General features: G+C 38.5%; 23 protein-coding genes. 10 read left to right on the forward strand and 13 right to left on the reverse strand.

The window, feature by feature from the left end:
- Window positions 1–12 precede the first annotated feature (12 nt).
- A complete protein-coding gene (gene gpmI / locus ACYSNO_RS06385; RefSeq protein WP_461730230.1) occupies window positions 13–1,542 on the reverse strand; it encodes a 2,3-bisphosphoglycerate-independent phosphoglycerate mutase in 1,530 nt (509 codons plus the stop codon).
- Window positions 1,543–1,931: 389 nt separating this feature from the next.
- Here gpmI and ACYSNO_RS06390 point away from each other — a divergent pair, with 389 nt between their 5' ends.
- Window positions 1,932–2,912, forward strand: a complete 981-nt coding sequence (locus ACYSNO_RS06390) for a helix-turn-helix domain-containing protein (protein ID WP_461730231.1) — start codon at window positions 1,932–1,934, stop codon at window positions 2,910–2,912.
- Between the two features lie 141 nt (window positions 2,913–3,053).
- Window positions 3,054–4,427 carry an MATE family efflux transporter gene (locus ACYSNO_RS06395; protein ID WP_461730232.1) on the forward strand — a complete coding sequence of 458 codons (1,374 nt, stop codon included), beginning with the start codon at window positions 3,054–3,056 and terminating at the stop codon, window positions 4,425–4,427.
- 44 nt (window positions 4,428–4,471) lie between these two features.
- Here the strand turns inward: ACYSNO_RS06395 and ACYSNO_RS06400 are convergent, their stop codons facing one another.
- The 3 genes from ACYSNO_RS06400 to ACYSNO_RS06410 all read right to left on the reverse strand — a co-directional run bounded on the left by ACYSNO_RS06400 (window position 4,472) and on the right by ACYSNO_RS06410 (window position 8,595).
- A complete protein-coding gene (locus ACYSNO_RS06400) occupies window positions 4,472–6,799 on the reverse strand; it encodes an ABC transporter ATP-binding protein/permease (RefSeq protein ID WP_461730233.1) in 2,328 nt (775 codons plus the stop codon).
- Between the two features lie 81 nt (window positions 6,800–6,880).
- On the reverse strand, window positions 6,881–7,924 hold the full coding sequence (locus tag ACYSNO_RS06405) for a HAMP domain-containing sensor histidine kinase (protein WP_461730234.1): 1,044 nt from the start codon (window positions 7,922–7,924) through the stop codon (window positions 6,881–6,883).
- Complete coding sequence (locus ACYSNO_RS06410) at window positions 7,921–8,595, reverse strand: response regulator transcription factor (protein ID WP_461730235.1); 675 nt, start codon at window positions 8,593–8,595, stop codon at window positions 7,921–7,923. The genes ACYSNO_RS06405 and ACYSNO_RS06410 overlap by 4 nt, the downstream gene beginning before the upstream one ends.
- 182 nt (window positions 8,596–8,777) lie before the next feature.
- On the opposite strand from ACYSNO_RS06410, the gene ACYSNO_RS06415 reads away from it, so the two are divergent.
- The 6 genes from ACYSNO_RS06415 to ACYSNO_RS06440 all read left to right on the forward strand — a co-directional run bounded on the left by ACYSNO_RS06415 (window position 8,778) and on the right by ACYSNO_RS06440 (window position 15,774).
- The gene (locus ACYSNO_RS06415) at window positions 8,778–9,668 is read left to right on the forward strand and encodes a helix-turn-helix domain-containing protein (protein ID WP_461730236.1); all 891 of its coding nucleotides are present in this window, start codon (window positions 8,778–8,780) and stop codon (window positions 9,666–9,668) included.
- A gap of 205 nt (window positions 9,669–9,873) precedes the next feature.
- A complete protein-coding gene (locus ACYSNO_RS06420) occupies window positions 9,874–11,520 on the forward strand; it encodes a family 43 glycosylhydrolase (protein ID WP_461730237.1) in 1,647 nt (548 codons plus the stop codon).
- A 37-nt stretch (window positions 11,521–11,557) separates the two neighbouring features.
- Window positions 11,558–12,931, forward strand: coding sequence for an MFS transporter (locus ACYSNO_RS06425; RefSeq protein WP_461730238.1), 1,374 nt, complete (start codon window positions 11,558–11,560; stop codon window positions 12,929–12,931).
- Between the two features lie 20 nt (window positions 12,932–12,951).
- On the forward strand, window positions 12,952–14,115 hold the full coding sequence (locus tag ACYSNO_RS06430) for a glycoside hydrolase family 5 protein (RefSeq protein WP_461730239.1): 1,164 nt from the start codon (window positions 12,952–12,954) through the stop codon (window positions 14,113–14,115).
- Window positions 14,116–14,248: 133 nt separating this feature from the next.
- The gene (locus ACYSNO_RS06435) at window positions 14,249–14,716 is read left to right on the forward strand and encodes a GNAT family N-acetyltransferase (RefSeq protein WP_461730240.1); all 468 of its coding nucleotides are present in this window, start codon (window positions 14,249–14,251) and stop codon (window positions 14,714–14,716) included.
- A gap of 101 nt (window positions 14,717–14,817) precedes the next feature.
- Entirely contained in the window at window positions 14,818–15,774 is a 957-nt protein-coding gene (locus tag ACYSNO_RS06440; RefSeq protein ID WP_461730241.1) for a glutathione S-transferase family protein, read from the forward strand.
- Between the two features lie 52 nt (window positions 15,775–15,826).
- Here the strand turns inward: ACYSNO_RS06440 and glf are convergent, their stop codons facing one another.
- Complete coding sequence (glf, locus tag ACYSNO_RS06445; RefSeq protein ID WP_461730242.1) at window positions 15,827–16,960, reverse strand: UDP-galactopyranose mutase; 1,134 nt, start codon at window positions 16,958–16,960, stop codon at window positions 15,827–15,829.
- Window positions 16,961–17,050: 90 nt separating this feature from the next.
- Entirely contained in the window at window positions 17,051–17,836 is a 786-nt protein-coding gene (locus tag ACYSNO_RS06450; RefSeq protein ID WP_461730243.1) for a hypothetical protein, read from the reverse strand.
- Between the two features lie 208 nt (window positions 17,837–18,044).
- Here ACYSNO_RS06450 and ACYSNO_RS06455 point away from each other — a divergent pair, with 208 nt between their 5' ends.
- Window positions 18,045–19,031 carry an ornithine cyclodeaminase family protein gene (locus tag ACYSNO_RS06455; RefSeq protein ID WP_461730244.1) on the forward strand — a complete coding sequence of 329 codons (987 nt, stop codon included), beginning with the start codon at window positions 18,045–18,047 and terminating at the stop codon, window positions 19,029–19,031.
- Here ACYSNO_RS06455 and ACYSNO_RS06460 read toward each other — a convergent pair.
- Both ACYSNO_RS06460 and ACYSNO_RS06465 read right to left on the reverse strand, forming a co-directional pair.
- Window positions 19,028–19,225: an SGNH/GDSL hydrolase family protein gene (locus tag ACYSNO_RS06460; RefSeq protein ID WP_461730245.1), complete on the reverse strand. Its 198-nt coding sequence runs from the start codon at window positions 19,223–19,225 to the stop codon at window positions 19,028–19,030. The two genes, ACYSNO_RS06455 and ACYSNO_RS06460, sit on opposite strands and share 4 nt — an antisense overlap.
- Before the next feature lie 87 nt (window positions 19,226–19,312).
- Window positions 19,313–19,540, reverse strand: coding sequence for a hypothetical protein (locus ACYSNO_RS06465; protein ID WP_461730246.1), 228 nt, complete (start codon window positions 19,538–19,540; stop codon window positions 19,313–19,315).
- 332 nt (window positions 19,541–19,872) lie between these two features.
- On the opposite strand from ACYSNO_RS06465, the gene ACYSNO_RS06470 reads away from it, so the two are divergent.
- Entirely contained in the window at window positions 19,873–20,694 is an 822-nt protein-coding gene (locus ACYSNO_RS06470; RefSeq protein WP_461730247.1) for a metallophosphoesterase, read from the forward strand.
- A 27-nt stretch (window positions 20,695–20,721) separates the two neighbouring features.
- On the opposite strand, the gene vanS is transcribed toward ACYSNO_RS06470, so the two are convergent.
- The 5 genes from vanS to vanC are packed head-to-tail and all read right to left on the reverse strand — an operon-like array spanning window position 20,722 to window position 26,287.
- Window positions 20,722–21,834 carry a vancomycin resistance histidine kinase VanS gene (vanS, locus tag ACYSNO_RS06475; protein WP_461730248.1) on the reverse strand — a complete coding sequence of 371 codons (1,113 nt, stop codon included), beginning with the start codon at window positions 21,832–21,834 and terminating at the stop codon, window positions 20,722–20,724.
- Window positions 21,821–22,522, reverse strand: a complete 702-nt coding sequence (gene vanR / locus ACYSNO_RS06480; protein WP_461730249.1) for a VanR-ABDEGLN family response regulator transcription factor — start codon at window positions 22,520–22,522, stop codon at window positions 21,821–21,823. The genes vanS and vanR overlap by 14 nt, the downstream gene beginning before the upstream one ends.
- 57 nt (window positions 22,523–22,579) lie before the next feature.
- A complete protein-coding gene (gene vanT, locus ACYSNO_RS06485; RefSeq protein ID WP_461730250.1) occupies window positions 22,580–24,676 on the reverse strand; it encodes a membrane-bound serine racemase VanT in 2,097 nt (698 codons plus the stop codon).
- Window positions 24,673–25,248, reverse strand: coding sequence for a D,D-carboxypeptidase/D,D-dipeptidase VanXY (gene vanXY, locus ACYSNO_RS06490; RefSeq protein WP_461730251.1), 576 nt, complete (start codon window positions 25,246–25,248; stop codon window positions 24,673–24,675). The genes vanT and vanXY overlap by 4 nt, the downstream gene beginning before the upstream one ends.
- Window positions 25,241–26,287, reverse strand: coding sequence for a D-alanine--D-serine ligase (gene vanC / locus ACYSNO_RS06495; RefSeq protein WP_461730252.1), 1,047 nt, complete (start codon window positions 26,285–26,287; stop codon window positions 25,241–25,243). The genes vanXY and vanC overlap by 8 nt, the downstream gene beginning before the upstream one ends.
- Window positions 26,288–26,295 lie beyond the last annotated feature (8 nt).

Raw genomic sequence — 26,295 nt, forward strand, 5'->3', positions numbered from 1 at the left:
CAGGATTTTTTCTTATTTATTAATGAGTGTTGCACCCGTCATATCGGCTGGTTTGTCGACATTTAGTAAATCTAACATTGTTGGTGCTAAGTCTGACAAGGCACCGCCTGCACGTAATGTAATGTCGTGTTTTGTGACAATGACAGGAACTGGGACTGTTGTATGGGCCGTATGCGGGTTCCCATTTTCGTCAAATAATGTTTCTGAGTTTCCGTGGTCTGCTGTAATAATCGCGTACCCACCACGAGCTAAAATCGCATCAACGACCCGACCTAAGCCCTCATCTACCGCTTCAATTGCTTTTACAGTTGGATCAACCATTCCAGAGTGACCAACCATATCTGGGTTGGCATAGTTTAAGATGATGGCTTCGTGATTGCCTGCTTCAATATCAGCAACTAAGGCATCTGTCACTTCATAAGCACTCATTTCAGGTTTTAGGTCATAAGTTGCCACTTTAGGTGAAGGAATTAAAATTCGATCTTCCCCAGGGAACTCCTCATTTCGGCCACCGTTCATAAAGAAAGTGACATGTGGATATTTTTCAGTTTCAGCAATACGTAATTGTTTTAGACCGGCATCAGATAAGACTTCACCTAAAACATTTTTCATTTCAACAGGTTCAAAAGCGACAGAAGCCACAATTGTTGGTGAATATAATGTAAATGTTACTAATTTAATGTCTTTTTTCGTCCCACGGTCAAAGTGTTCCCATTCTGGGAAGGTGAAAGCTTGTGATAATTGAATGGCACGGTCAGGACGGAAGTTCGCAAAGATGATCGCATCTTTATCATTAACCGTTGCAACAGGTTTGCCATCTTTTACGATGACAGCCGGTTCGATGAATTCGTCGAACACTTCTTTTGCGTAGCTCGCATCCATAATTGCTTCAGCAGAATCAAAAGTTGGCGCTTGTCCGTGAGCAATCGCATTGTATGCTTGCTCGACACGTTCCCAACGTGTGTCACGGTCCATTGCGTAGAAACGTCCAGAGATGGTCGCAATTTCGCCAAATTCTAAATCAGCCAATGCTTTGTTTAATTGTTCTACGTAACCTTTACCTGAAGTCGGTGACACGTCACGACCGTCCATAAACATATGTAAGTAGACATTTTTTAGCCCTTTGATTTTTGCTACACGAACAGACTCAATAATGTGGCTTAAGTGGCTGTGAACGCCGCCGTCTGATAGTAAACCAAAGATATGTAGATTTGAATCATTTTCTTTTACATAGTCGATGGCTTCGTTGATTGCTGGATTTTCTTCGAATTCTTTGTCTAAGATTGCTTTGTCGATACGTGTTAGACTTTGATAAACGGTACGACCCGCACCAATATTTGTATGTCCAACTTCTGAGTTCCCCATTTGACCTTCAGGTAGTCCAACATCGAGACCAGAAGCTTTTAATTGAGTATGTGGGTAGGCATTGTAGTAGCGATCGAAGTTTGGTTTATGGGCAAGAGCCACAGCATTTCCAACTGTCTCATCTCGTAATCCAAAACCGTCTAAAATAATTAGCGCAACAGGTGCTTGCTTTGTCATGAAAATATCCTCCTCGAATTAAATGAAAATTTTACATTAAATTGCTGAAACAACTTCAGTCATTCGCCTCTTATAGTAGCACTTTTCCCTTTTTTTTTCTAGGTTACTGAGAAAAAGAGTCGAAATTCTTAAGGAGATTCGTTCTCAGTATCACAACGTATTTGTGTACCTGACCCTCTCTTTCTATTCTGTTTTTTTTTAATTGAAAATGAATGAGAAAATTAAAACGCGATGGAATCAAGGTTTCTATGTCTACTTTACATGAATGCATCTACTAGTTGACACATTGTACATCGTACTTTCTTGTCTGGAATAGGTAAAAAACAGTATAATAGTCAGTGAAAAGGGAGATTAAAAAAGGCTTTGAAAATGAAAAGGGGTGCTTTAAAATGTTAGCGGATAAAATTGTTACACTAAGGAAGAAAGCGGGTTGGACGCAAGAAGAATTTGCGAATCAATTAAATGTCTCGCGTCAATCGGTATCAAAATGGGAGGGCAATCAGTCGATCCCAGATGTAGATAAAATGATTCAAATGAGTCAGATTTTTGGCGTGAGCATTGATTACTTATTAAAAGATGAAATGGATGAACCAGAATACCTGGAAGATGACTTTGATTATGGAAATATTCGGCAAGTCTCACTCGAAGAAGCCAATGGGTATTTACAAGCCACAGAAGAAGCAGCCAAAGGAATTTCTATGGGTGTTGTCCTATGTATTTTGTCTCCAGTGACTTTAATGCTTTTACTAGCGGCTGAAAGTTGGCCTGCTTCCAAGGTGATTCATGAGTCCTTGGCGACAGGGATTGGTGTGGTCGTGTTATTATTGTTTGTCGCAGTGGCAGTAGGGCTTTTTATTTCTAATGGCCTAAAAATTCAAAAATATGAATATTTAGAAGAAGAAGTTTTTGAAACACAATATGGTGTAACCCAGATGGTGAAAGATCGTAAAAATAATTATCAAGGAAGTTATACGAAAATGCTGATTAGTGGGGTCATTATCTGTATTTTATCAGCCATACCACTCTTTATTGTTTTAATGTTTACTGAAGCAGACTACGCCATGTATGTCGCCGTTGCGTGTTTATTACTGATTGTTTCCAATGGTGTCTACTTATTAATTCGTTCAGGAATACGTTGGGGAAGTTATTTGAAATTATTGCAAGAAGGCGAGTACACACGCCAAAAAAAACGTCGTAAAGGTTGGGTAGATGCGGTCTTTGGCGCTTACTGGTTGCTCGTGGTAACGGGATTTTTAGGGTATAGTTTCTTAACCAATAATTGGGGGCAAAGTTGGATTATTTTCCCAGTTGCCGGTGTCTTTTTTGGAATTATTGCGATACTCGTTGAGGCGATTGGTGGGAAAGAATAAAAGTGATGTCAGAGTGTGATAAGTTAAAAACTTATTGCATTCTTTTTTTGTGAAAACGCTCTTTATTTCAAAGAGACTGCTATAATAGAACATAGGAGAGGGATGTAGATTTAAAATAAATGGAAATGTGAGAAGAAGTCGATGGGATGGAAAAAAGTCAGAGGGAAAGTCGGAGAGTTACTAACTGGAGAAGAGATTTCCCAAAGCGAAATCATTGGGATTTTATTCCCAGTCATTATTGACCAGTTCTTTTTAGTAGGTTTTAACTTTGTCAATACAGCAATGATTAGTTCATCGGGAGCCGCCGCGATTAGTGCAGTGAACATGGTGGGCAGTGTTAATATTTTTTTAGTTCAATTTTTTGTGGCAATCGGTTTGGGAGGAACGGTCCTCGTGTCTCGTTCTTATGGAAAGGGAGACCATCGAAGCCTAGGTAAATTAAGTGCCAGTGTGCTTCATGCGACTTTTGTAGTAGGCGTCTTACTCATGCTGAGCTTCTTATTTCTGCATCAAGGCGTTTTAACGCTACTTTTTGGCAATGCCGATCAGGAAGTCCTGGGAAATGCCAAGCGCTATTTTGTCGGTATTTTATTGAGTTATCCCGCCCATGCAGTCATTGAAGGAATGAATGGCAACTTAAGAGGATTAGGTTTTACACAAAACTCCCTTAAAAACTCCTTGTTTATGAATTTCATTTCTATTATTGGTAATTTCATTTTTGTTATTTATTTTCAGTTAGGCATTATTGGTTTAATTTATTCCTTGTTGATTTCACGATTTTTAGCTGTTGCTTTTGCTGGTTATACTTTCTATAAACATCGCGTGTCCTTTAAATTAAAACGGCAGCACCTGATGCACCTTGATTTTTCAATGATTCGCTATATCATCATGATTTCTGCCCCTTTTGCAGCGGAATCCCTCTTCTTCAATGGAGGGAAAATTATTATGCAAATGATGATTGTAGGACTAGGAACGGCACATATTGCGGCCTTTGCCATTGCAGGATCCTGGATGCAATTAGCAGAAATCATTCCCGCAGCCCTGGCTAACGCTTTAGTGCCAATTGTGGGTCAGTCGGTTGGAAGGAAAAATTTATCCGATATTCGAAAATTAACCAAGTCTTTTATTTTACTTGGAACTGTGGCCATTATTACCGTGGATTTACTATTATTGCCTTTGTTTCCGTTCGCGATGAAATTATTCAATCCACCAACTGAAATGATTCCAGTTATTTTTCAAATGTATCTGATTGCCTTTGTGATGCATGGAATCGCATGGTGTTACAGTTTCTTACTCCCATCGGCTTTACGAGCGGTCGGAGATGGGAAATTTACGACCACCGTTTCATTGTTCAGCATGTGGCTGTTTCGAATTGGAGCTGGATACCTCGTAGGGATTAAATTAGGTTATGGTTTAGTTGGGATTTTTGTTGTGATGACGATTGAATGGGGGATTCGAGGGACGATTTTCTATCGCCGTTTCAAAAGTAATAAATGGGTTGAGAATATTGAATAAATAAAAAAGGGTTACGACATTTTTTAGTCGCAACCCTTTTTTGCTTATTCTGAACGTAGCGCAATCGCTGCATCTTTTTTTGCAGCCATTTTGGCAGGGATGTGTCCCCCCAACATGGTTAAAATCGTGCTAACGATAATTAAGATGACCCCATGGATAGGGTTGAGTGTGGCAACATTTTTTAGATCCGTCATATTGTATAAAACGAGATTAATCGGGAAAGTCAGCAGCCATGCAATGATAATTCCTAACGTTCCAGAAGCAACACCTAAAATAAAGGTTTCCGCATCAAAGACGCGTGTGATATCTTTTTTACGTGCCCCTAAAGCTTTGAGCACGCCGATTTCTTTTGTTCGTTCAAGGACAGAAGTATACGTAATAATACTAATCATAATCATACTTGTGACTAAGGAAATACCAGCAAAAGCAATTAAGACATAAGTGATCGCATCCATGATTCCACCCGTTAGACTAGTCATTGTTCCAGCTAAGTCGCTATAAACAATCGTCTCTGCTTTCTCTTTCCCTTCATTATATTCATCCAAATAAGTTAAAATTTGTTCTTTAGAATCAAAATTATTTGGATAAATGTAAATGTTGGTTGGGAAGCTTTCGCTACCTAAATAACTTAGGAACTGTTCTTTTTGTTTTTCATCTAGGGTTTCGTTGCTCATGACATTGACATCACGCTCTTTTTGAGCAGTCACAATGGCAGAGTGTTGATTGACAGCAATCACTTCATCGGCTAAAGCATCACTATAGGCAATTCCAGGTGCAAGTAAATCCATGGTTGAATCGGATTTGACCCGAACGATACCCGTAATCGTTAAGGTTTGATTTTTCTCATTTTCAAACAATGCTTGATTGACTTCATTTGGTATAAAGTTGCCTGTTGGTAATTTGGTATAGAATTCATCGTTATGTACGAGTGTCACGGTCGTACCAACAATCTCAGAAAACGGAACGGATTGTCCTTCTTCCATGTCAAAGCCTAGATTGGTTAACGCATTGATATTTGTTCGATTATTTTTATCGACAACTAAGACAACATCTGTCGGAGCTTTCGGATAGCTACCTTCAAGTACCGCATAGTTTTTTTCAATGAATGTTTCTTCTTCTAAGTCAAGATTATGAGGGAAAGTTGAAACATTCATTCCTGAAGCCATTCCCATCCCCATCATGCTCTGTGAATCGGGCGCTGTATTAGAAAAACGGACACTGTCATAGTTGCCATCAATCTCACGAATTAAATTCATTTGGGTACTGTGTGTGTAACCAATGTTGTTACTTAATGCTGGATCCAAGCGATTCAGATAATCAATAAAATCTTGATCAATCTTATTCACGTGCTGTAAGGCATCTTCTTGCGACTTGAAAACGGTGAAGCTTTTTTCTTCAGGGAATTCCGATTCCGTCTTTTGAGGATGTTGCATTTCGGTTAATTCCGCCGTCACTTGTGAAATCGTCACGGGAAATTGGGCGAGTGTTTTCGACTGCGTTTCGTCAATTTGTGTTTGAAAACCGGTCGACAAGGATAAAACGACCGCAATGCTGATAATACCAATACTTGAAGCAAAGGCAGTTAAAAAAGTGCGTCCTTTTTTGGTCCAAATATTGTTGAAAGAAAGGTTTAAAGCAGTCGAAAATTTCATTTTTGTGCGCTTAAAAAGAAAATCATTGCCTTTTTTTCCTTCGATATGCGGGTTCGAGTCTGAAATAATTTTTCCATCAGAGACTTCGATGATCCGATTGGCGTATTCAGTTGCTAATTCTGGATTATGCGTCACCATAATTACGAGTTTTTCATTGGACAGCTCTTTAATGAGTTCCATGATTTGGACACTCGTTTCCGAGTCTAAAGCACCCGTTGGTTCGTCACAAAGCAAGATGTCTGGGTCATTGGCTAAGGCGCGAGCGATTGCGACACGCTGCATCTGCCCGCCAGACAATTGATTGGGTTTCTTATGCATATGAGCTTCTAAACCAACTCGAATTAAGGCTTCTTTGGCTTTTTGATGGCGTTCTTCTTTTGCAACGCCACTTAAAGTCATTCCTAATTCGACGTTATCAATAATCCCTAAGTGACTAATCAAATTGTAGTTTTGAAAAACAAAACCAATCGAATTGTTTCGATAAGCATCCCAGTCACTGTCTTTGAAGGACTTTGTCGAGGTACCGTTAATGATCATGTCTCCTGAATTGTAATTATCTAAGCCACCGATAATATTTAACAGGGTTGTTTTACCTGAGCCACTCGTTCCAAGGATCGAAACAAATTCTGTTTTCCGAAACGCCACCGAAACACCATCGAGCGCTTTTGTGACCGTTTCACCAACGGTATAATATTTTTTAATCGCTTTTAATTCTAACATCTACTTGAAAATCCTTTCTTGTTTCATTTACTTGTGAAATGATTATAATTGGCCTTTTTCAACTCAACTTCAACTATTCGTTTATTTTAGCGGCAAAGTCACAATAAATTGGCTGCCAAACCCCTCTTTACTTTTCACTTCAATGGTCCCTTCGCATAAAACAAGAATTCGCTTGACCAAAGAAAGCCCCAAACCATTGCCTTTTTCGGCACGCGAAGCATCGCCTTGATAAAATTTGTCGAAAAGATGTTGGATCGTTTCAGGAGACATTCCAATACCGTGATCGCTAATCGTGAATTGTGCCATTCCGTTTACTTCGACCAATTCAATGAGTATTTTTCCATGCGGTTCACTAAATTTGATGCCATTATCAAAAAGATTTAACCAAACTTGTTGCAGCAAATCTTCATCGTTGCATAGATTAAGTGAAGTGAGTTTTAATGTAACGTCTAATTGTTTTTCGTGCCAATGTGGTTCGAGCAAAGCTGCGACTCGTCGAATTTGTTCATCTAGGGAAAAGACGTGTCGTTCTGTTAAAATAGCGGTATTTTCTAATTTTGTGAGGTCTAAAATATTCGTCGCCAACTGACTTAAACGTTGCGATTCTTCAATGATAATTTGCGTGTATTCCTCACGTTCGACATCGGGTAAATTTTTGTCTTGCAAGAGCTTAGCGAAGCCTCGAATGGAGACAATCGGTGTCTTGAATTCGTGTGAAAAGTTACTTGTAAAATCACTGCGCAATGTTTCAATGGTTGAAATTTCTTGAACCATCGTATTGAAGTTTTCTGCCAGATCTTCGACTTCTTTAATACTTGTAATCGCTAGGCGAACATCAAAATCCCCATCAGCGACTTTTTTAGTTGCTTCAGAAATCTGACTTAAAGGGGCGATGAGTTTTCGACTAAATAAGGCGGCTAAGCCTGTTCCAATTAAGGTACTGGTCAACAAGGTACCAAAAAAAGCAAGGCCTGGAATCGGATGAATCAAGGAATCATAGAGACCCGTTGTACGTAGGACCTTCACAATCAGTCCAAGTAACAAATAAGAGCAGAGCATAATCATAAAAACAAAAAGGATCGGGATGGTTCGGAGCGTCACGCGCTTTTTAATCATTTTTTTCATCGGCATTTCTCCGCCTTGTAACCGACACCACGAACGGTCACAATTTGAAAATCTTGGTTTTCTTTTAATTTGTCGCGCAAACGATTAATATGTACGCTCACCGTATGGTCATCCGTCTCCGAATCGAGGCCCCAGATGTCATCCATGAGTTGGATGCGTGTAAAAATGACACCAGGGTAGCTGAGTAGTTTGAAAAGAAGCTGGAATTCTTTTTGCGGCAACATCAGCACTTGCTCACCCGTTGTTAAGGTATAAGCGTCGTAATCTAAAAGACTGTCACCGATGTAGATACGTCGATCAAGTGAAATTTGCGCGCGGCGTAGTAGGGCTCGGATACGTAAAATCATTTCTTCTTCATCAACTGGTTTTGTCATGTAATCATCAATCCCTAATCGGAAGCCTTTTCGCCGATCTTGAACTTCATGCTTGGCACTGACCATTAAAATTGGGACGTTCATGCCAACTTGACGCAAGGATTGGGTTAACTCGTAACCATCCATATCGGGCATCATAATATCGAGCAAAATCAAATCAATTTTGTGTTTTTCGATGATAGCTAACGCTTCGTAACCATTCTCGGCGCTAAAAGCTGTAAAGCCATTATTTTTTAGGACGGCACACATGAGTTTTCGTGTGTTTTTTTCGTCGTCAACCACTAAGATTTGAAACATTGTCTAGTCCTCCTCCATTATTTTCTGTCAGTTTAGCCTATCATTCTCAACGGAAGATAAACAAAATGCTTTTCTTTCAGTGTAGCTTCCTTTTACCTAAGGGGTCAATGGTTGGAGTAAAAATTGAAGAAAACTTTGAAAGAGGGTAGAATAATTGAGAGAACAAGAGAGGGGAGATAAAAATGAATCATACACCCGAATGGTTAAAAAAAATCATTCGTATCCCTGATATGCAAACAAGTATTAAAATTTTTGGTGGACATAAACAAACAGTCTCTCAGGGGTGGAAAGCAGCTAGGGAAACGCATCTCGCTTTTGAATTAATGTTTATTTTATCCGGTGTTCAGCAAACGGAATTAAGTGGCATGACTTATGAATTTAACACGAATGACATGATTTTAATTGCACCAGGAATTCCTCATGAAAATCAATGTATTTCTAAAGAAGAGTTAACCTACTTTTGTATTCATTTTGATATTGATGATCCTGTGGTTCAGCAGAAATTATTGATGTATTGTCCCCTATTATTACGTAAAGAAAACCCATCTTATGCCAATTTAGAAAAAATTATTCAAGACTACCTGATGATTCTTGCTATGAAAAAATTTGAAATCAAAGATAGGTTAAGAGTTCAGCAATTAGTCATTGAGCTAGTGATCCAACTTCTTGAGTACGCAGATTATGAACAGGTGGAAGTCAAGAGTTCGGATAATCTGACTCTGATTTTAGCAACTGAAATTGCAGAAGCTCTGCAAGCAAACTTACGCCAATTTATGAAAGACCCTAAAGAAGAAAATTTAGACTTATTGTCTTTGCATAGAATTGCAGAAAGTTTTAATATTAGTGAGAGTAGGATGCTAAAAGTTTTCAAAAAAGTCTACGCCGTGAGTCCAAAATACTATTTGGATCAATTGCGTTATAATGAATCCCGCTATTTACTTCACCAACCTTCCCTATCAATCGGTGAAATCTCAGAAGTCATCGGTTATCAAAATGCCTCACATTTTTCTCGTCAATTTAAAAGGTGGAACGGACAATCTCCTAAAGAGTATCGTCAAAATAAAAAAGAATGATTTTAAAATAGTGAAGAGGACGCACAGTTGATTTGTGGGTCTTTTTTTGTTAATACGGAAAATGGTAAAAAGTAAGCGTTTTTTGATATATGATTTGTAAGGGTTTTCTCCTATGATGAAGTTGTCAGTAGGAAGTGAAGTTTCTTAGATATCACTGAACTGTATCCGTATTCAGTATTTTGTAAAAGAGGAAAGGAAGGATCATATGATGATTCAAAATCCAATTATTCCGGGAATGGCTCCGGATCCATCAATTATTCGTGTAGATGAGGTTTATTATTTAGCAACTTCAACGTTTCATTGGAATCCGGCTGTGCAATTTTATCAGTCGACAGATTTAGCGAACTGGGAATTAATTGATTATGCTTTAAAAAATGGAGAAGTTGACTTGCGAGGAACAAATACTCCGGCAGGTATTTGGGCACCGCATTTATCTTATGATGAACAAACAAAAAAATATTGGCTGGCGTATTCGCATATGGTGAATATGGCAGGAAGAGAATTTAACTCTGATTCATACGCCATGTCAGCAGATAGTATCCATGGTCCATGGTCAGACCCGATTTACTTAACATCAATTGGCTTTGATCCAGCAATCTTCCATGATGACGATGGTAAAAAATATATAGCCATTTTAGAGTGGGAAACAAGAGAAGGTTATCAAGCACCCGGTCACATTGTTATTGCAGAAATTGATTTGGAAAAAGGAGGGATTATAAGTAAGTGGCATCGTATCAATCATGGGTTTACGACACGTGGTTGTGCAGAAGCTCCTCAAATTTATAAACGCAAAGATTATTATTACTTATTAATCGCAGCTGGTGGAACAGGTTATGGACATGGAGTCGAGATTGGTCGTTCGAAAAATGTATTTGGGCCTTATGAACCCCATCCCTCGGGAGAACCGATTATTACATCATCACCAAGACACTTGTTTTCGCTAGGAGATCCCGATGCGGGACGTTTTGACATGTATAATCCAGACTCGTTGATGCAAAAAGCAGGGCATGGCTCCCTTGTTGAGACAACGACAGGCGAATGGTATATTCCTCATTTGATGTCTCGTCCTTTAGAAGGGACTTTGCTGAATCCTTTAGGTCGTGAAACTTCAATTCAGAAAATGCACTGGACTCAAGATGGTTGGTTGGAAATGAAGGACGGAAGTAATTTAGCTAAAATGACCGTCGAAGGGATTCAGGGAATGACCATACAAAAGTCTGCTAACCACGATGTTATTACCGATTTTAGTGAAGGAATTCACCCGAAATTTATGACACCTTATCGTAATCAAGCTACTAGTTGGGTGAATACAACAGAACGTCCTAGCTATTTACGAATTCACGGAACGGATTCTTTCTTTTCTCAAATCAATCCAGCAATCATGGCAACTCGAGCGACTTCTTTTGAATACGAGGTCGAGACAAAGATTGAATTTAGACCGAAGCACTATTCAGAAACTGCCGGTGTCGGACTGTATTACGATTCGAATAATTGGTTGTACTTAAATTTAAATGATATTGAAGAAAAAGGTATTCCAACATTAGGTATTTTACAAGCCAAACATGGAAAACGAATCGAGTTTCATAATCATCGAATTCCAATCGTAACAGGAGTGGTCGCTTTAAAAATAGTCTATCATCACGGTGTCGTTGCGATGTATTATCAAGCTGCAGAGGAATGGATTTTGTTGTTAGATGACTTAGATGTTTCTTACTTATCTGACGAGGGTGTCAATGGTGAACCAGGAGAGATTGGTGGTTTTACAGGACTCTTTAATTTTATTGGGGCCGTTGATGCCCATCAAAGAAAGTCGTATGCTGATTTTGCTTACTATTATGTGAAGAACTCGTAGAAGTTACATGTGGAATAAAAAGATGGAGGAAAGAAGAATGGAAAATAAGATGGCAGTTTCCCAGGTAAAGGAAATCAAATTATTTGAACGTATAGCTTATGGTTTTGGAGATTTTGGTTGTAATATTATTTATACGGCGATGACAACTTACTTACTGTTTTACTATACAGATTATGCAGGAGTTAATGCAGCAGCTGTGGGAGTCATTATGCTTGTATCTCGAGTGCTGGATGGTTTGACTGATATTGGTATGGGAATGATTGTTGATCGGACGAAAACAAAGTATGGAAAAGCGCGGCCATGGATTTTACGTATGGCCATCCCTTTTGCTATTTCTGGAGTGTTACTTTTTTCAGTACCGACGGGGTGGAATAGCGCCTCTAAACTTGTCTATGTTTTTTTGACTTATAACTTAGTATCAAGTGTGTTGTATACGGCAATCAATGTGCCGTATTCCTCGCTCAATGCTTTGATGACTCAAGATGCTTATGAACGTAGTGTTTTAAGTATTTTTCGTAACTTGCTAGCAACGTTTGGAACGTTGATTATTAACTCTTATACATTGACCTTAGTGGAATACTTTGGTGATAATACTGAAGCATGGACAAAAACATTTAGTGTTTTTGGTCTCTTAGCTTTACTTGCTTTTTTAATCAGTTTTTTTGGAACAAAAGAAAGAGTGAAAGCTGTCAGTGAAGAGTCTTTGCATATTTCATTCAAAGAGGGAATGGGGGCTCTATTCCAAAATAAATACTGGATGATGGTGACAGGAATATTAATGTTACTTTTCATTAATATGGCCCTAACTACTGGCTCGACGGTTTATTATGCGAAAACGATTCTAGGAAATAACCAATTAGCACAAACGATTAACTCAATGATGAATATTGCTCAAATTACTTTCATGTTTATTATTGCTCCCTTTGTAAAACGTTTAGGTAAACGAAATTCGATGGGGCTCGGTTTAATTATTCAAACTCTAGGGACACTATTGTTGGTAATGATGGGTGCATCGATGTTTGGTATCTATGCTTCAAGTATTATCCGCGGAATTGGCGGCGCTTTCTTTGGAGCAGTTATGTGGGCAATGGTTTCAGATACCGTTGATTATGGCGAGTGGAAAACAGGGTTACGAATGGAAGGTTTAACAAATAGTGCGAGTAGTTTTGGTTACAAAGTCGGTAACGGTTTAGGTTCAGCGATTCTTGGTGGAATTTTAGCTATAGGCGGTTATGTAGGGACAGCGACGACTCAAAGCGTACAAGCCATGACAAGTATTAACATCGTCTTTTGGGTCCTACCGATTCTAATTAACGTCTTGATTTTAGTTATTTTATATTTCTATCGCTTGGATAATGAGTTTGAAGGTATTATTTATGATTTAAGAAAACGAGAAGAAAACCAAGCATAAAAATAAAGGAGTGTCGACAGATGTCAAAGAAAATTAAAGGAGTCAATCTAGGTGGTTGGCTTGTTTTAGAAAAATGGATGACGCCAGAATTATTTGAAGGAGTTCAAGCAGAAGATGAATATTATTTAGCTCATGATCTATCAAAAGAAGCTTATGAAGCTCGAATTTTAACCCATCGATCAGAGTTTATTACAGAGGCTGACTTTATTCGGATTGCTGAGTCAGGATTAAATCTCGTTCGAATTCCAGTCCCTTACTTTGTCTTTGGTGATCGGGAACCTTTTGTCGGATGTTTGTCTCATTTGGATAAGGCATTTAACTGGGCAAAAGCATACGATATCGATATTTTGATTGACTTACATACTGTTCCAGAAAGTCAGAATGGATTTGATAACGGCGGGATTTCAGGAGTTTGTAAGTGGGGACAAAATCGTCAAGAAGTCGAATTTGTTTTATCAGTACTTACGCGTTTAGCTAAGCGCTACCATGATCATGAAGCACTGTGGGGGATTCAATTAGTCAATGAACCAATCACTGAAAAAATGTGGAGCACGATGAAACCACTAGAAAGATATGAAGCAAGAAATCCTGAAATGGCTCAAGGAAGTGGCCCGTTAACAATGACTTTCTTACAAGATTTTTATGTTGAAGCTTACGGGAAATTGCGAGAGATTTTACGACCGGAAACAACTATCGCCTTTCATGATGCATTTGAACTCCACGTATGGAAAGAGTTCTTTGCGAAGTATGCGTTTGAAAACGTTATGCTAGATACTCATCAATACTTGATGTTTGCTGAACTAGCAGGCACCGAACAAAATGTACAAGCCTATCTTGATTATCTCGATCATTTAGGTAAAGAGATTCAAGAAGTATCTCAGTACGTACGCGTTTTTGTAGGGGAATGGTCACTCTTTAATTCGTATACTGTTGGAGCAGATACCCAAGGTGGCATTAATCCCACCCAACAAACTTTTGAATCAAGTAGTCAACTATCAAAAGAGGAATTGGCAAAAGTTTATCAAACACTTTGGAAAAAATCGATTGAAACTTGGAATTTAGGAGAAGGTCATATGTTTTGGACCTATAAACTAAATATTGATACAATCAATGATCCTGCATGGTATGGTTGGGATTCTTGGGATTTAAGTCGCTGCTTATCTAAGAAATGGATTGAGATTTAAATTAAGGTGCTCCGATAGTAGACTGAGGAAATCGTTTGGTATCGGAGTTTTTTATTCTTTAAATTAAATGAAATACTGGAAAAGGGATTCAAAAATGATAGAATAATCAAAAGCTAATAGGAGGACAGAATCGATGATTTATTTAGAACAAGTATATAAAGCAGACCTCAAGGAGATACATCAAATCAAAAAGAAAGCTTTTGAAAAGCTCTATCAAAAATACAAAGATATCAAATCTCCTTTTAATGAGTCTTTTACCTCATTAAAAGAAAAGCATGCTCGACCTAACAATTATTACTTTAAAATAAAGGAGACAAGTCAGACTGTTGGTTACCTGAGAGTCGTTACGAACAGTAAGCAGACGGAAGCAAGAGTTTCACCGATTGGGATTCATCCACAATATGATGGCTTTGGTTATGGGACACAAGCGATGCTTCTAGTAGAGAAGCATTTTTCTACTGTTCAAAAATGGGATTTATCGACAATCTATCAAGAGGAAAAGCTGCTTCATTTTTATTTGAAGTTAGGATATGAAAAAACGGGGGAAATGGATTGGATTCAAGAAAATATGGCGATTATTTATTTCACGAAAAATAAGTAAAACTGCTGAATGGTCAGACTTCCCGATAGCTTCTCTCTCGCTTAAAAAAATTATCTCCCTTATAATGGAAGTATCAAAGTTTTTCGAAAGGGGCATTAATTATGGGGTTATTAGTTGAGGGTACCTGGCACGACGAGTGGTATGATACAAAAAGCACCGGTGGTCATTTTGTTCGTAAAGGATCGCAGTTTCGCAATTGGATCACCGCAGATGGCAGTGCTGGACCGAGTGGAGAAGGTGGATTTAAGGCGGAGGCGGGTCGTTATCACCTCTATATTTCTTTCGCTTGTCCTTGGGCGAGTCGTACCTTGCTGATGCGGAAGTTAAAAGGATTAGAAGAAATGATTTCTCTTTCCGTGGTAAATCCTTATATGGCAGAAAGTGGTTGGACCTTTATGCCAGACCAGGGAGTCATTTCTGATCCGGTGATTCACGCGGATTATCTTTATCAAATTTACACCCACTCAGAACCCACTTACAGTGGTCGTGTAACGGTTCCTGTTTTATTTGATAAACAAACAGGTAAAATTGTCAATAATGAGTCTTCTGACATTATGCGAATGTTCAATGATGCGTTTGATACGATTGGCGCGATTCCTGGAGACTATTATCCAGAAGCATTACGAAATCAGATTGATGACATCAACGAGTTTGTTTATCATAAGATCAATAACGGCGTGTATAAAACAGGTTTTGCGACGGAACAATCGGTTTATGAAGAAGAGGTTCAAAGTTTATTTTCAGCCTTAGATGAAATCGAAGAACGTTTGAGCACCCGTCGTTACTTAGTTGGAGACGTACTAACAGAAGCCGATTGGCGCTTGTTTGTGACTCTGGTTCGTTTTGACTCCGCTTACGTGGGACATTTTAAATGTAATTTACGAGATTTGCGAGAATATCCGAATCTATGGCGCTATACTCGAGAACTGTATCATTATCAAGGAATCAAAGAGACGGTCGATTTTTATCATATCAAACAGCATTACTATCGCAGCCATCCGACGATTAATCCTAATGGAATCGTACCTTTAGGACCGATTTTAGATTGGTCACTTTAAAAATAAACAGGCGCAATCCCTCTCTAAAATCGAGAAGGATTGCGTCTGTTTTTTATGTATCACCAAATTCTGTTTGAACGGCATGGAGTGCCGCACTGATCACTTGATCCATGTCGTAATATTGATAATTTCCGAGACGTCCACCGAAGAGAACTTTCGATTGTTCTCGTGCTTTTTTACGGTATTTTTTGAACAGTGTCGTATTTTTTTCATCATTTAGTGGGTAGTAGGCTTCTTTGGTAGGATCCCATTTTTGAGGGAACTCCTTCGTAATAATCGTCTTATTTGCATCGCCTTGACCATCAAAATGACGCCATTCCATACTCCGGGTATAAGGTGTTTCACTGTCTGTGTAGTTAATCACCGCATTGCCCTGAGCATTATCGGTTTCTAGCACTTCCGATTCAAAGCTTAGAGAACGGTAGTCGAGTTGCCCATATTCATAATCGAAAAAGGCATCGATCATCCCAGTATAGACAATTTTTGGAAACTCTTGTAAATAAGTTTCCTTATCTGCTAGAAAGTCATGATTTAATAAGACATCAATGTTTTCACTGGCTAACAATTTGTCGAAGATTGGTGTATAGCCATCAACAGGAATCCCTTGGTAAGGATGGTTAAAATAATTATTATCAAAAGTAAAACGAGTAGGCAAGCGTCGGATGATAAAGCTAGGTAATTCCTTAGGCTCTTTGCCCCATTGTTTTTGGGTGTAGCCCTTAATGAGTTTTTCATAAATATCTGTGCCAATTAATTGAATTGCTTGTTCTTCTAAGTTTTGGGGCTTATTTGTGAGACCTGCAGCGGCTTTTTGTTCTTCAATTTTGGTTTTTGCTTCAGCTGGCGTCTTCACTCCCCACATTTGATAGAAAGTGTTCATGTTAAAGGGTAGGTTGTAAAGTTCTCCTTTATAGTTTGCGACCACTTGATTGATGTAGTTGTTAAATTCAGAAAATTGGGTGATATATTGCCAGATTTCCTGACTATTCGTATGGAAAATATGTGCGCCATATTGATGGACGTTCACCCCGTGTTCTTTATAAGTGTACAGATTTCCTCCAATATGGTCACGCTTTTCAATGACTAAACATTTTTTTCCTCGTTGGGCAGCTTCATAGGCAAAAATGGCACCATATGGGCCAGCACCAACAATTAAATAATCGTAATTTTTATGGTTGTATCTCATTTCAAAAAGTTCCTTTCTTGGCAACGCTTGACTTTTTCCATCCGATTCATCTGTAGATAGAGAAAAAAGACTAACAAGTCGTAGTCTTTTTTAAATCTTCTCATCTTCCTCTGCAAGTTCGTTCATCATTTCTTCGAGCTGTTGGAGAATTTCATCTAATGCTTCTTCGTCGTATGCTTCACCGGGTTCATCGAATGCTTCTAGATCCGTTGGGTCACCATAACGTTTAGTGGCTTCATAAAGTGCGGTTTGGGCAATCGTCGATGTTTCAGTTTCTGAAAATCCAGAAGTTAAAAGTAAGTTGGATAGATTCATCCCGATGGTCATGCTATCCATAATATAAGCTTCGGTTTCGTTGTCGATGCTTTTTCGGATGGCGATGGCATTTTTCTCTGTTGCTTGATGAATTTGTTCCGCCCAGCCATTTTGTTGTTGTACGACTGCGTCTAGGTTTGTCATCAAGTCTTGCAGCGCGTTTTCATCCCACTCAAGGCGTTCAAGTTCAAGGCTAGAAGTCTCATAAAGGGTGAGTAATTTTTTTCTTTCAGGAATAAAATAGTCTTCGATGAGTCCTTTGAGTGAAGTAAACTCTTGTTCAATCATGTCTTCCGTAAAATTATAGCTAATATTACCAATCATGTTGTCTTGAAAGGTAAAGAGGCTGAGGTAATCTGTGAACATAGCGATGAGCGCATCTGAGTCTATTTGTTCTAATGAGGCCTCTTCGTGAATGGAAGAAGGTTTTGTTTTTTCTTCTCGCTCAAAAGAGGATTGTGTCTGCTCGTTTTGCTTGAGAGCAGTAGGCACTTCATTTTTTTTACAGGCAGTGAAACCTAAACTGACAAAAAGTAGTCCAACCAAACAAATTTTTTTCATTTTCTGCTCCTTTAAGAAAAGGGAAGTTCCCTTCACACCGTTGTATTTATTCATATATAACCATAGTATCGAAGAGAAATTAAGAAAGCAATCACTCTGAATGAATTCTTGTGTTCAATGAATGAGTTGGAGCGTGGCGGTAAATGAACGCTAGGCGAAAAGAATTCCAATGTTATAATAGAAATAATGTATCGAAAAGGAGAAGAATATGTTATTACTTTCAAAATCAATGATTCAAGAATTTTATACGCTGAAAGATACGATGAAGGCGGTGGAAAAAGCATTCGCCTTGTTTTCAAAAAATCAGGTGGAAGTGCCTTTACGGACCCAAATGCATGCGCAAAAGAATGAAGGCACCTTTATCTATATGCCAGCCTATTGTGAAGCGGAAGAAGCATCGAGCATTAAAATCTTAGGAATGTTTCCAGGAAATGCCGAAAAAGGCTTGCCAACGATTAACGGACAAGTGTTACTATTAAATACTCAGACAGGAGTCATTGATTGCCTGCTAGATGGTATTTATTTGACGCAATTACGTACAGGGGCGGCTTCAGGAGTTGCTTTTGAACAGTTAGCAAAAAAAGATTGTCGAAAAGGGGCGTTAATCGGAACGGGGGCACAGGCGGAAACGCAGTTAGAAGCCATGTTACTTGCCCGAACACTTGAAGAAGTCCAAGTGGTTGGACTTGATTTTGAGCGAACCCAAGCATTTGTGGCAGAAATGAATCAAAAACTCAACCATTATGGTACTAAGATAATTCCAGTTCGTGAAGCCAATGAGGCGGTTGACGGGGCTGACCTCGTTATCGCAGCAACGACTGCTACTCAACCAGTATTTGATGGCGAACGAATTAAAGCAGGAGCCACTGTTTGTGGTGTGGGCTCTTACCAACCACAAATGCAAGAAATCCCGGCTTCTTTACTCCAGCGTAGCGAGAAAATTTATTTTGACTCACAAGCAGCGGTGCTCTCAGAAGCAGGAGATTTCATTATTCCTTTAGAGGATCAGACGCTCACTGACAAACATTTTATGGGAGACTTAGGTCAAGTGATAAATGGAGCACTCGTCGGGCGTGAAAATGACGAGGAAATCATCTTCTTTAAATCTGTCGGCATCGCAGCCCAAGATGTGATGACCGCAAAAGCCATTTTTGAAGCAGCAAAAGAGCAAGGGGTCGGACTCGAATGGGATTAGTTAAGTGCATTTAAAATGAGTTGAGCGAGAATCTGATAACCTGCTAAGCCGAAATGAATGCCATCTTTTTGTAATCCGTCTGTGAGTTCAGGTATTGAAAGCGTTGAATGTTCAATGAAAGCCTGGTATCGATTAATAAAACCACAATCATTTGCGTCACATATTCGCTTTATTTCCTGTGAATACTGTGCCACAAGGAAATTCTTTCGATATTTCTGTTTGGTTTCATCAACTGGTGAAGGCGAGATAAAATAAATATTTTCCAATGAATAATGAAAGGTTCATTTTGTAATGATCTCTTGGAGATTGATTGAAAATTGGTTTAGTGGAATTTGCTTATGTATTGCTAAATCGTTCGCACCAAGCAAAATAAAAATTTTGTCACTTTTATTTAGAGACAAAATATCCTGTTCGATTCGTTTTAAAAAATCAAAAGTATTATCTGGGTTAGCTAAGATGGTCATTTCATTCAGGGAGTGTTTCGTCTCCCATAGATAAGTAATTTTCATTGTGTCCTCCTTTACTGACTCTAGAATAACAAGGGATTCTCCAAAAGACTCGAAGAATTTGCTTTGTTGCATTTTTTAGTCACTTTGTTGCAAAAAATAAAAAACTTCGCTGTTTTTCTTAGTTTAATGGATTGCTTGGAATTAGGCTCGTTTTTTGTATTTAATATGTGATTTAAAAAATCTTTTTCTTTTTCGCAATTCTTTATTGGAAAAACTTGTTTTTTTATAAAGAATCCTAATTTTTTTCTAAACGAACTTTTTTAAACTAGCACAAGGAAAGACTTCTCGTTATGATAAGGAAACAGATTGAAATGAAAAAAATGGAGGGATCTATGAAAAAGATGCTATTAGTGATTGCGTTACTGCTTGTTGCGTGTGTCATTTTTATCCCATATTACGCTTTTAAAATTGAACCGACTTTTGTGAAAGTGAATCAGCTGTCTTTTGAAAAAGGGACCCAAGAAAACACGGTAAAAGTCGTTCAAATTTCGGATATCCAATTATCGGAAGCTTATGCAACGGACAAATTACCTAAGATTATTGAAAAAGTAAATGCAGAACAGGCAGATATTCTTGTTTTTACGGGTGATTTACTGGATAACTATGCAAAATACGGGCCAACAGAGGAACTGAGTCAGGCCCTCTCACAAATGGAGGCAACGATTGGAAAATACGGCGTTTGGGGGAATCATGATTATGGTGGTGGCGCTTCACAGATTTATGAAGCGACAATGAACCAAGGTGGCTTTACCATTTTACGGAATGAGGGGGTGACCTTAACCATGGCAACTGGAGGCGAGTTATTCATTGGTGGAATGGATGATTCATTATTAGGAAATCCGTCATCGGAAGAAGTGTTGATGTACCGTCAAGCACCGGATTATTCGATTGTTTTGTCTCATGAACCGGATGTTGCAGATGAATTTCTACAGACGGATACGCAATTAGTCTTAGCAGGTCACAGTCATGGTGGACAAATTAATTTACCGTTAGTTAAAGGTCCCATGCCACCTTATGCGAAGAAATATCAAAAGGGCTTGTATCAATTAGATGACGAAACAGCGCTTTATGTCAATAGTGGCTTAGGAACGACGCAAATTCATGCACGTTTTTTGGCACCGCCTGAAGTGACGAGCTTTACGATTCGATTTTAAGAGTCAACAAAACAAACCCACAGGATTCTAGAGAGAATCTTGCGGGTTTGTTTTGATGCTTGGTAATAAAAGTGTAAAGAGAATTTGATTATCCGTACTTTCTGCCGTTATTTTACCATCGAAAGCTTCCACAATCTCCTTGGCAATTGGAAGGCCCAGTCCAGTCCCCCCGGTACTTGTTCCCCTAGCGCTATCCATTCGATAGAAAGGTTCAAAAATACGTTGGATTTTTTCGGGATGAATGGTGTTTCCATGATTAATAAATTGAATTTGAATCCAATCTTCTATTTGTTTTAAACGTAACTGAATAGCAGAATCAGGATAACTATAATTAATTGCATTACGAATTAAATTATCGAAAACACGTTCAATTTTTTCTGGATCGACGAGGACTTGGCAATCTCGTTCGATTTCTAGTTGCCATTGAAGATTTTTTTCTTCTAAAATAGGTAAAAATTCATAACTAATCTGTTCCAACATCATACTGATATCAATGCATTCTTTTTCAAAAATCAGGGTAGTTAAGTTAAAGCGTGTAATCTCAAAGAATTCTCCGATGAGTTGTTCTAAACGATAGGCTTTATCAAGGGCGATTCCTGTATAACGTGCTCGAGTCTCAGGAGAAATATCAGGTTCTTCTTGAAGCAACATCAAGTAACCAATAACGCTCGTTAAAGGTGTTCGTAAATCATGAGCGAGATAAACGATTAAGTCATTCTTACGTTGTTCGGCTTCTTTTGCCGCTCGTTGGTTAAAATTATTCGCTTCTCTGAGTAAATTCATTTCTTCTTGCACTTCAAAAAGAGCAGCGGGTAGTTGGACACGTTCTTCAGGTTTCTCAAGTAATTGACTCGTTCCTTGAATAACTTCATTTAAATAACTGGTAATTTTTTTGATGAGAAAGATCGTTGCACCTACCCAAATCATCAAAAAACATAAAACAAGTAAAGGGACGAAAAAGCGATTCAAAATCGCTAATAAGGGATACCAGAATTCTGAGCCATACCAAATTCGCTGTTGTAAAGAATAACTGAGAATGAGAGCACTTATGGTTAGTAAACCAGATAACAAGACAATTGCTAAGAAGTATTGAATCAGTAAATTACGTATTAAGGGATTCCACGATTTATTGTTTTTCAATGATATAGCCAACTCCCCAAATTGTTTTGATAAATTTTGGTTTACGTGGTTGCTCACCTAATTTTTCGCGCAAGCGAGCAATATGCGCCATCACGGTATTGTTATTGTCGAGGTATTTTTCTTGCCAAACCTCTTCGAATAACATTTCGGATGAGACGACATTGCCTTGGTTTTCAAAAAGATGAAGTAGAATTTTGAATTCAATTGGAGTAATGAGGACTTCCTTGTCATATAAAAAAACTTTATGACTTGCTGGAATAATTTGTAATCCGTCTTTGGCAAACTCCTCTTCTTCTATTTTTTGAATATTTGCCTGATTGTAACGTTGCGTTCGTCGGATTTGTGTTTTAACTCTGGCGACAACTTCCAGTGGATTGAAAGGTTTTGTAATATAATCATCTGCGCCTAAAGTAAGACCGGTAATTTTATCCATATCTTCCCCTTTCGCCGTTAACATTAAAACAGGAAAAAAATAGTTTTTTCGAATTTCTTGTAATAATTGAAAGCCGTCTAATCTAGGCATCATCACATCTAGGACGGCTAAGGCCACCGCTTCTTTCTCAATATAAGCGAGTGCCTCAGTACCATCATAAAAAGTTTTTACTTGAAACCCTTCATTTTCTAAAAAGGTCGTGAGTAGGTTGGCAATTTCAATTTCATCATCGACAACTAAAATTGTATTTGGCATTTGAATCCTCCCAAAAAGTCTTTTCATTTATTATAACGTACTTCAAAACAATACGCATTATCGGACTTGTAGCATGGTTCGTGTACTTAATTGGCTGAGTAACTCATTGGTAATTGTCTGATTCGAATCTGCGACTTTGGGCAAATTATGAAATAGAGTCAACTCTGCTTCAATGGGTATTTCCGGACAGTGACTCAAATCAACGAGTAGCATGTCCATACAGACACGACCAATTAATGGGATTTCTAAATCTTGATAGGTGAGGTGAAAAGCTTGTTGGGAAAGGTTGCGCGGTAAACCATCGCCATAACCAATACTGACAACTCCAATTTCACAGGTCGTATCGAAAGTTGTATCTGTCCCATAGCCAATCGCTTCACCAGCAGCAACGCGTTTTTTTGAAATTAATTGAGCTTGTAAGGAGAGGACGGGTTTTAAATCGAGTGTTGTTTTTGTTGCTGTCTGTTCGCTGCTTAACATCCCATACAGGAGCATGCCCGGTCGGACGTAATCATAGGCTAATTCTTTATAATTTAAAATACCATAGCTGCTTTGTAAATGAGTCAGGCCAACTGGAATATTTCGTGCTTTTAATTGTTGAATGATTTGGTTATACGTTGTGATTTGATTTTCTGTGCGTTCGATTGCTAATGGATCTAAAGAATCTGCTGAACCAAGATGGGAGTAAATCCCTTCGATTTTCAAGTAAGAGAGTTGATAAAGTCCTTTAATGGTTTGCGCATTTGCTGTGACACCAAGACGATGCATGCCTGTATCAACTGCCAAATGACAAGCAATGGGCACCTTTTGTTGATTAAGTGCCTTTCCGTGATCTTCACTTACTATTGATTGAATCAAGGAATAATACTGTAATTCTTTTATACGACTGGGAGAAGTATAACCTAGGACTAAAATTGAACCGGAGATGCCATTTTTACGTAAGTTAATCCCTTCATCGATCGTTGCAACGGCAAAGAAATCTACGCCTCTTTTTTCTAGAGTCTTTGAAAAAAGGTTCGCATCACAACCATAAGCATTTGCTTTGACGACGGCCATGACTTTTGTTTCTGGAGACAAATGTGCTTGAACAGCTTGTAAATTCTGTTGAATCGCTTGTTTTGAAATCACTCGTGTACTTCGTGAGACAGGTGTTTGTTTCTTTTTTTGACATTTTTGCTTCCATTGTGAGGTGAAGTGAACCAGTCCCCAAGAAAGAAAGAAGACAACCAGAAAATCAATCAAGTTATTTTGTAGGACTGGGATAACTTTCCCCACAAAATGAGTCAGTGCAATAACATAAGGGTGAATGATATAAATCCCTAATGCGATGATGGAGGTGTTTTTTAAGGGCGATTTGGGTTGCCATTGAACAATCTTTTGAAAGAGTAGGACCATCACAAGCGGTAAGAAGAAATACATACTATCATGTTTTGGCTCTGTTAATTGATGAAGAGCATAACTTTCAAAGAGTAAGGCGATGAAAGCGAATAATAAACTCAATTTATATCTTGGGGAAATCTGTTTTCTTGTAGCAAGCCAAGCCCCTAAGGTTAGATATAAGGGAGCGAAAAACAAACCGTTACGGGTGCCGCCGAAACTTTCAAATAGGAACTGATAAAAATCTTTCAAAATTGGTAGGTTGGTCACCACACCTGACCAACTGTCCCCGCCAAGTCCAATCAAGTAAAGTCCGAAAGTCAAAAAAAGGACACGTTGAATCGACCAGTAATTTAATAACAAACCTACGAGAATGACCCCTAGAATCACCGCAGGAAAATACCAGAGATGATAAAGGGTGCCTTCAAAAAAAATCAGTTTAAACCATTGGATGAAACTCATATTTAAAGAGAGTATTCCACTATAAAAAGAGAGTGGGAGGTAGGCTAGGATAATCCAAGCATAAAGTTTGCTCTGTTTTTTGAGGAAGCGGTGAACTTTCAATCGACTACTATAACTTTGTTGTTTTGCTAAAGGTCCTAAAACATAAAAACCACTAATCATAAAAAAGAAAGGAACCGCCACTCGAAACAAGGTCAAGGTAATGAAGGTATCAAGAAAGGGTGCCAGATTTTGAAAGGGAAAAGTATGGATTGCTATGACCATTGCTGCTGCAATCATTCGAAATTGTTGGATGCCTTGATTTTTTTTCTTCATGAGATTGCCTGCTGCATTTGAGCAAGGAAAATGTGGTATTCCTCTAACGTCCATTTTTGTTGGGTAATAATTTGGCTATGAGGTAAACCAACGTAGCGAAAGTGCCAAGGTTCATAGCCAATTCCGGTGATTTCTTTTTTATTTTTTGGATAGCGTAAAATAAAGCCAAAATGGATCATCTCTTTTAAAAATAAGTCAACAACTTCTCCTTTTAAGAAGTTTGGAGCAATTAAATCATGGCCCTCACCTTTTATTCCAATGTCTAAGGCTAATCCCGTTTGATGTTCACTACAGCCAGGATATGCGACAAATTCTTCTGTATAGTGTAAGCCATTTTCTTCTAAAGAGAAGTCCCATAAGGCTTCTTGTTCTGTTTGCGTTCGGTAGCCATCAAGGACGACGATTTTATCTTCTAGTTTTAAGGTTTGCATGAGTCGTTTAAATTGCTTGGCTAATTCAGGATGTAAATAAATATCTTTTTCACTATAAGGAGAAAGTACTAAATGATGAGGTTCTTGCTCTTTTCTAATTGGAAATTGACGATTGACTAAATGTAAGAATTGATTATCCATGATAGGCTTCCTCCCCTAAAAGAATTAGTTTTTCGAGTAATTCGGGATAAGTAACTCCAACCGCAGCTAGCATGCCAGGGTAGCGCGAGTGAGAAGTAAATCCAGGCAAAGTATTGACTTCATTTAGCAAAATTTCTCCTGTATCTGTTAAAAAAAAATCCATACGAGAGAGTCCTCGACAACCAAGTATGCGATACAGTACTTCTCCTTGACGCTTGATTTCATCACTAATGGTTACTGGAATGTTTGCTGGAACTTGAATTTTAGCAGTAACCATTTGATATTTTTCGGTGTAATCAAAAAAGCCTTCTTCAAGAGAAATTTCATCACATTCTCCGATTATCAGTTCCTCCGTATTTCCTAAAATCCCACACCCGATTTCGATCCCTTTGACTCCTTCTTGAATAATCACTTCCGGTCCATATTGAAATGCTTCAATTAAGGCGGGAGCCAGGTCATCGTAAGTCTCAATTTTTGTAATCCCTTTAGAGGATCCGGCTTCATTGGGTTTCACAAAAAAGGGAAAGGTGTGTGTAGTAATGAATTGCTTTAAGGCCTCTTCTTTCTTGTCTGTTCTAGATAAACAAAAAGTTGGTGTACTTTTAATTCCGATTCCTTCTGCCAACTGATGAAGCAACCATTTATTCATACAAAGGGCAGAAGCTACGATCCCACAACCGACATAGGGGAGCTGCATCATTTCAAACAGTCCTTGAATGGAACCATCTTCTCCATCGCCACCATGTAAAACAGGAAATAAAATAGCTGGCTTTAAATACCTTTGTTCCTCTTCTAACCAAAATCCAGCACCATTGAAATGAGGAGTAAGGGCTTGAATATGGGTTGTATTTTGCCATGAATCTTCACGGATTTCTTGAATCACGCAATTGACTAAGTACCATTCACCTGTCGGGGCGATTCCGATTTTTTGAATATCAAAGTCCATTGTTTCTAGTGTTTCCAGTACACTGGCTGTTGATGCTAAAGAAATTTCATATTCAGAAGAGATTCCTCCAAAAATAATTGCTACTTGTTTCATTTTTACTT

It is taken from the genome of Enterococcus sp. LJL98 (genome assembly GCF_054871745.1).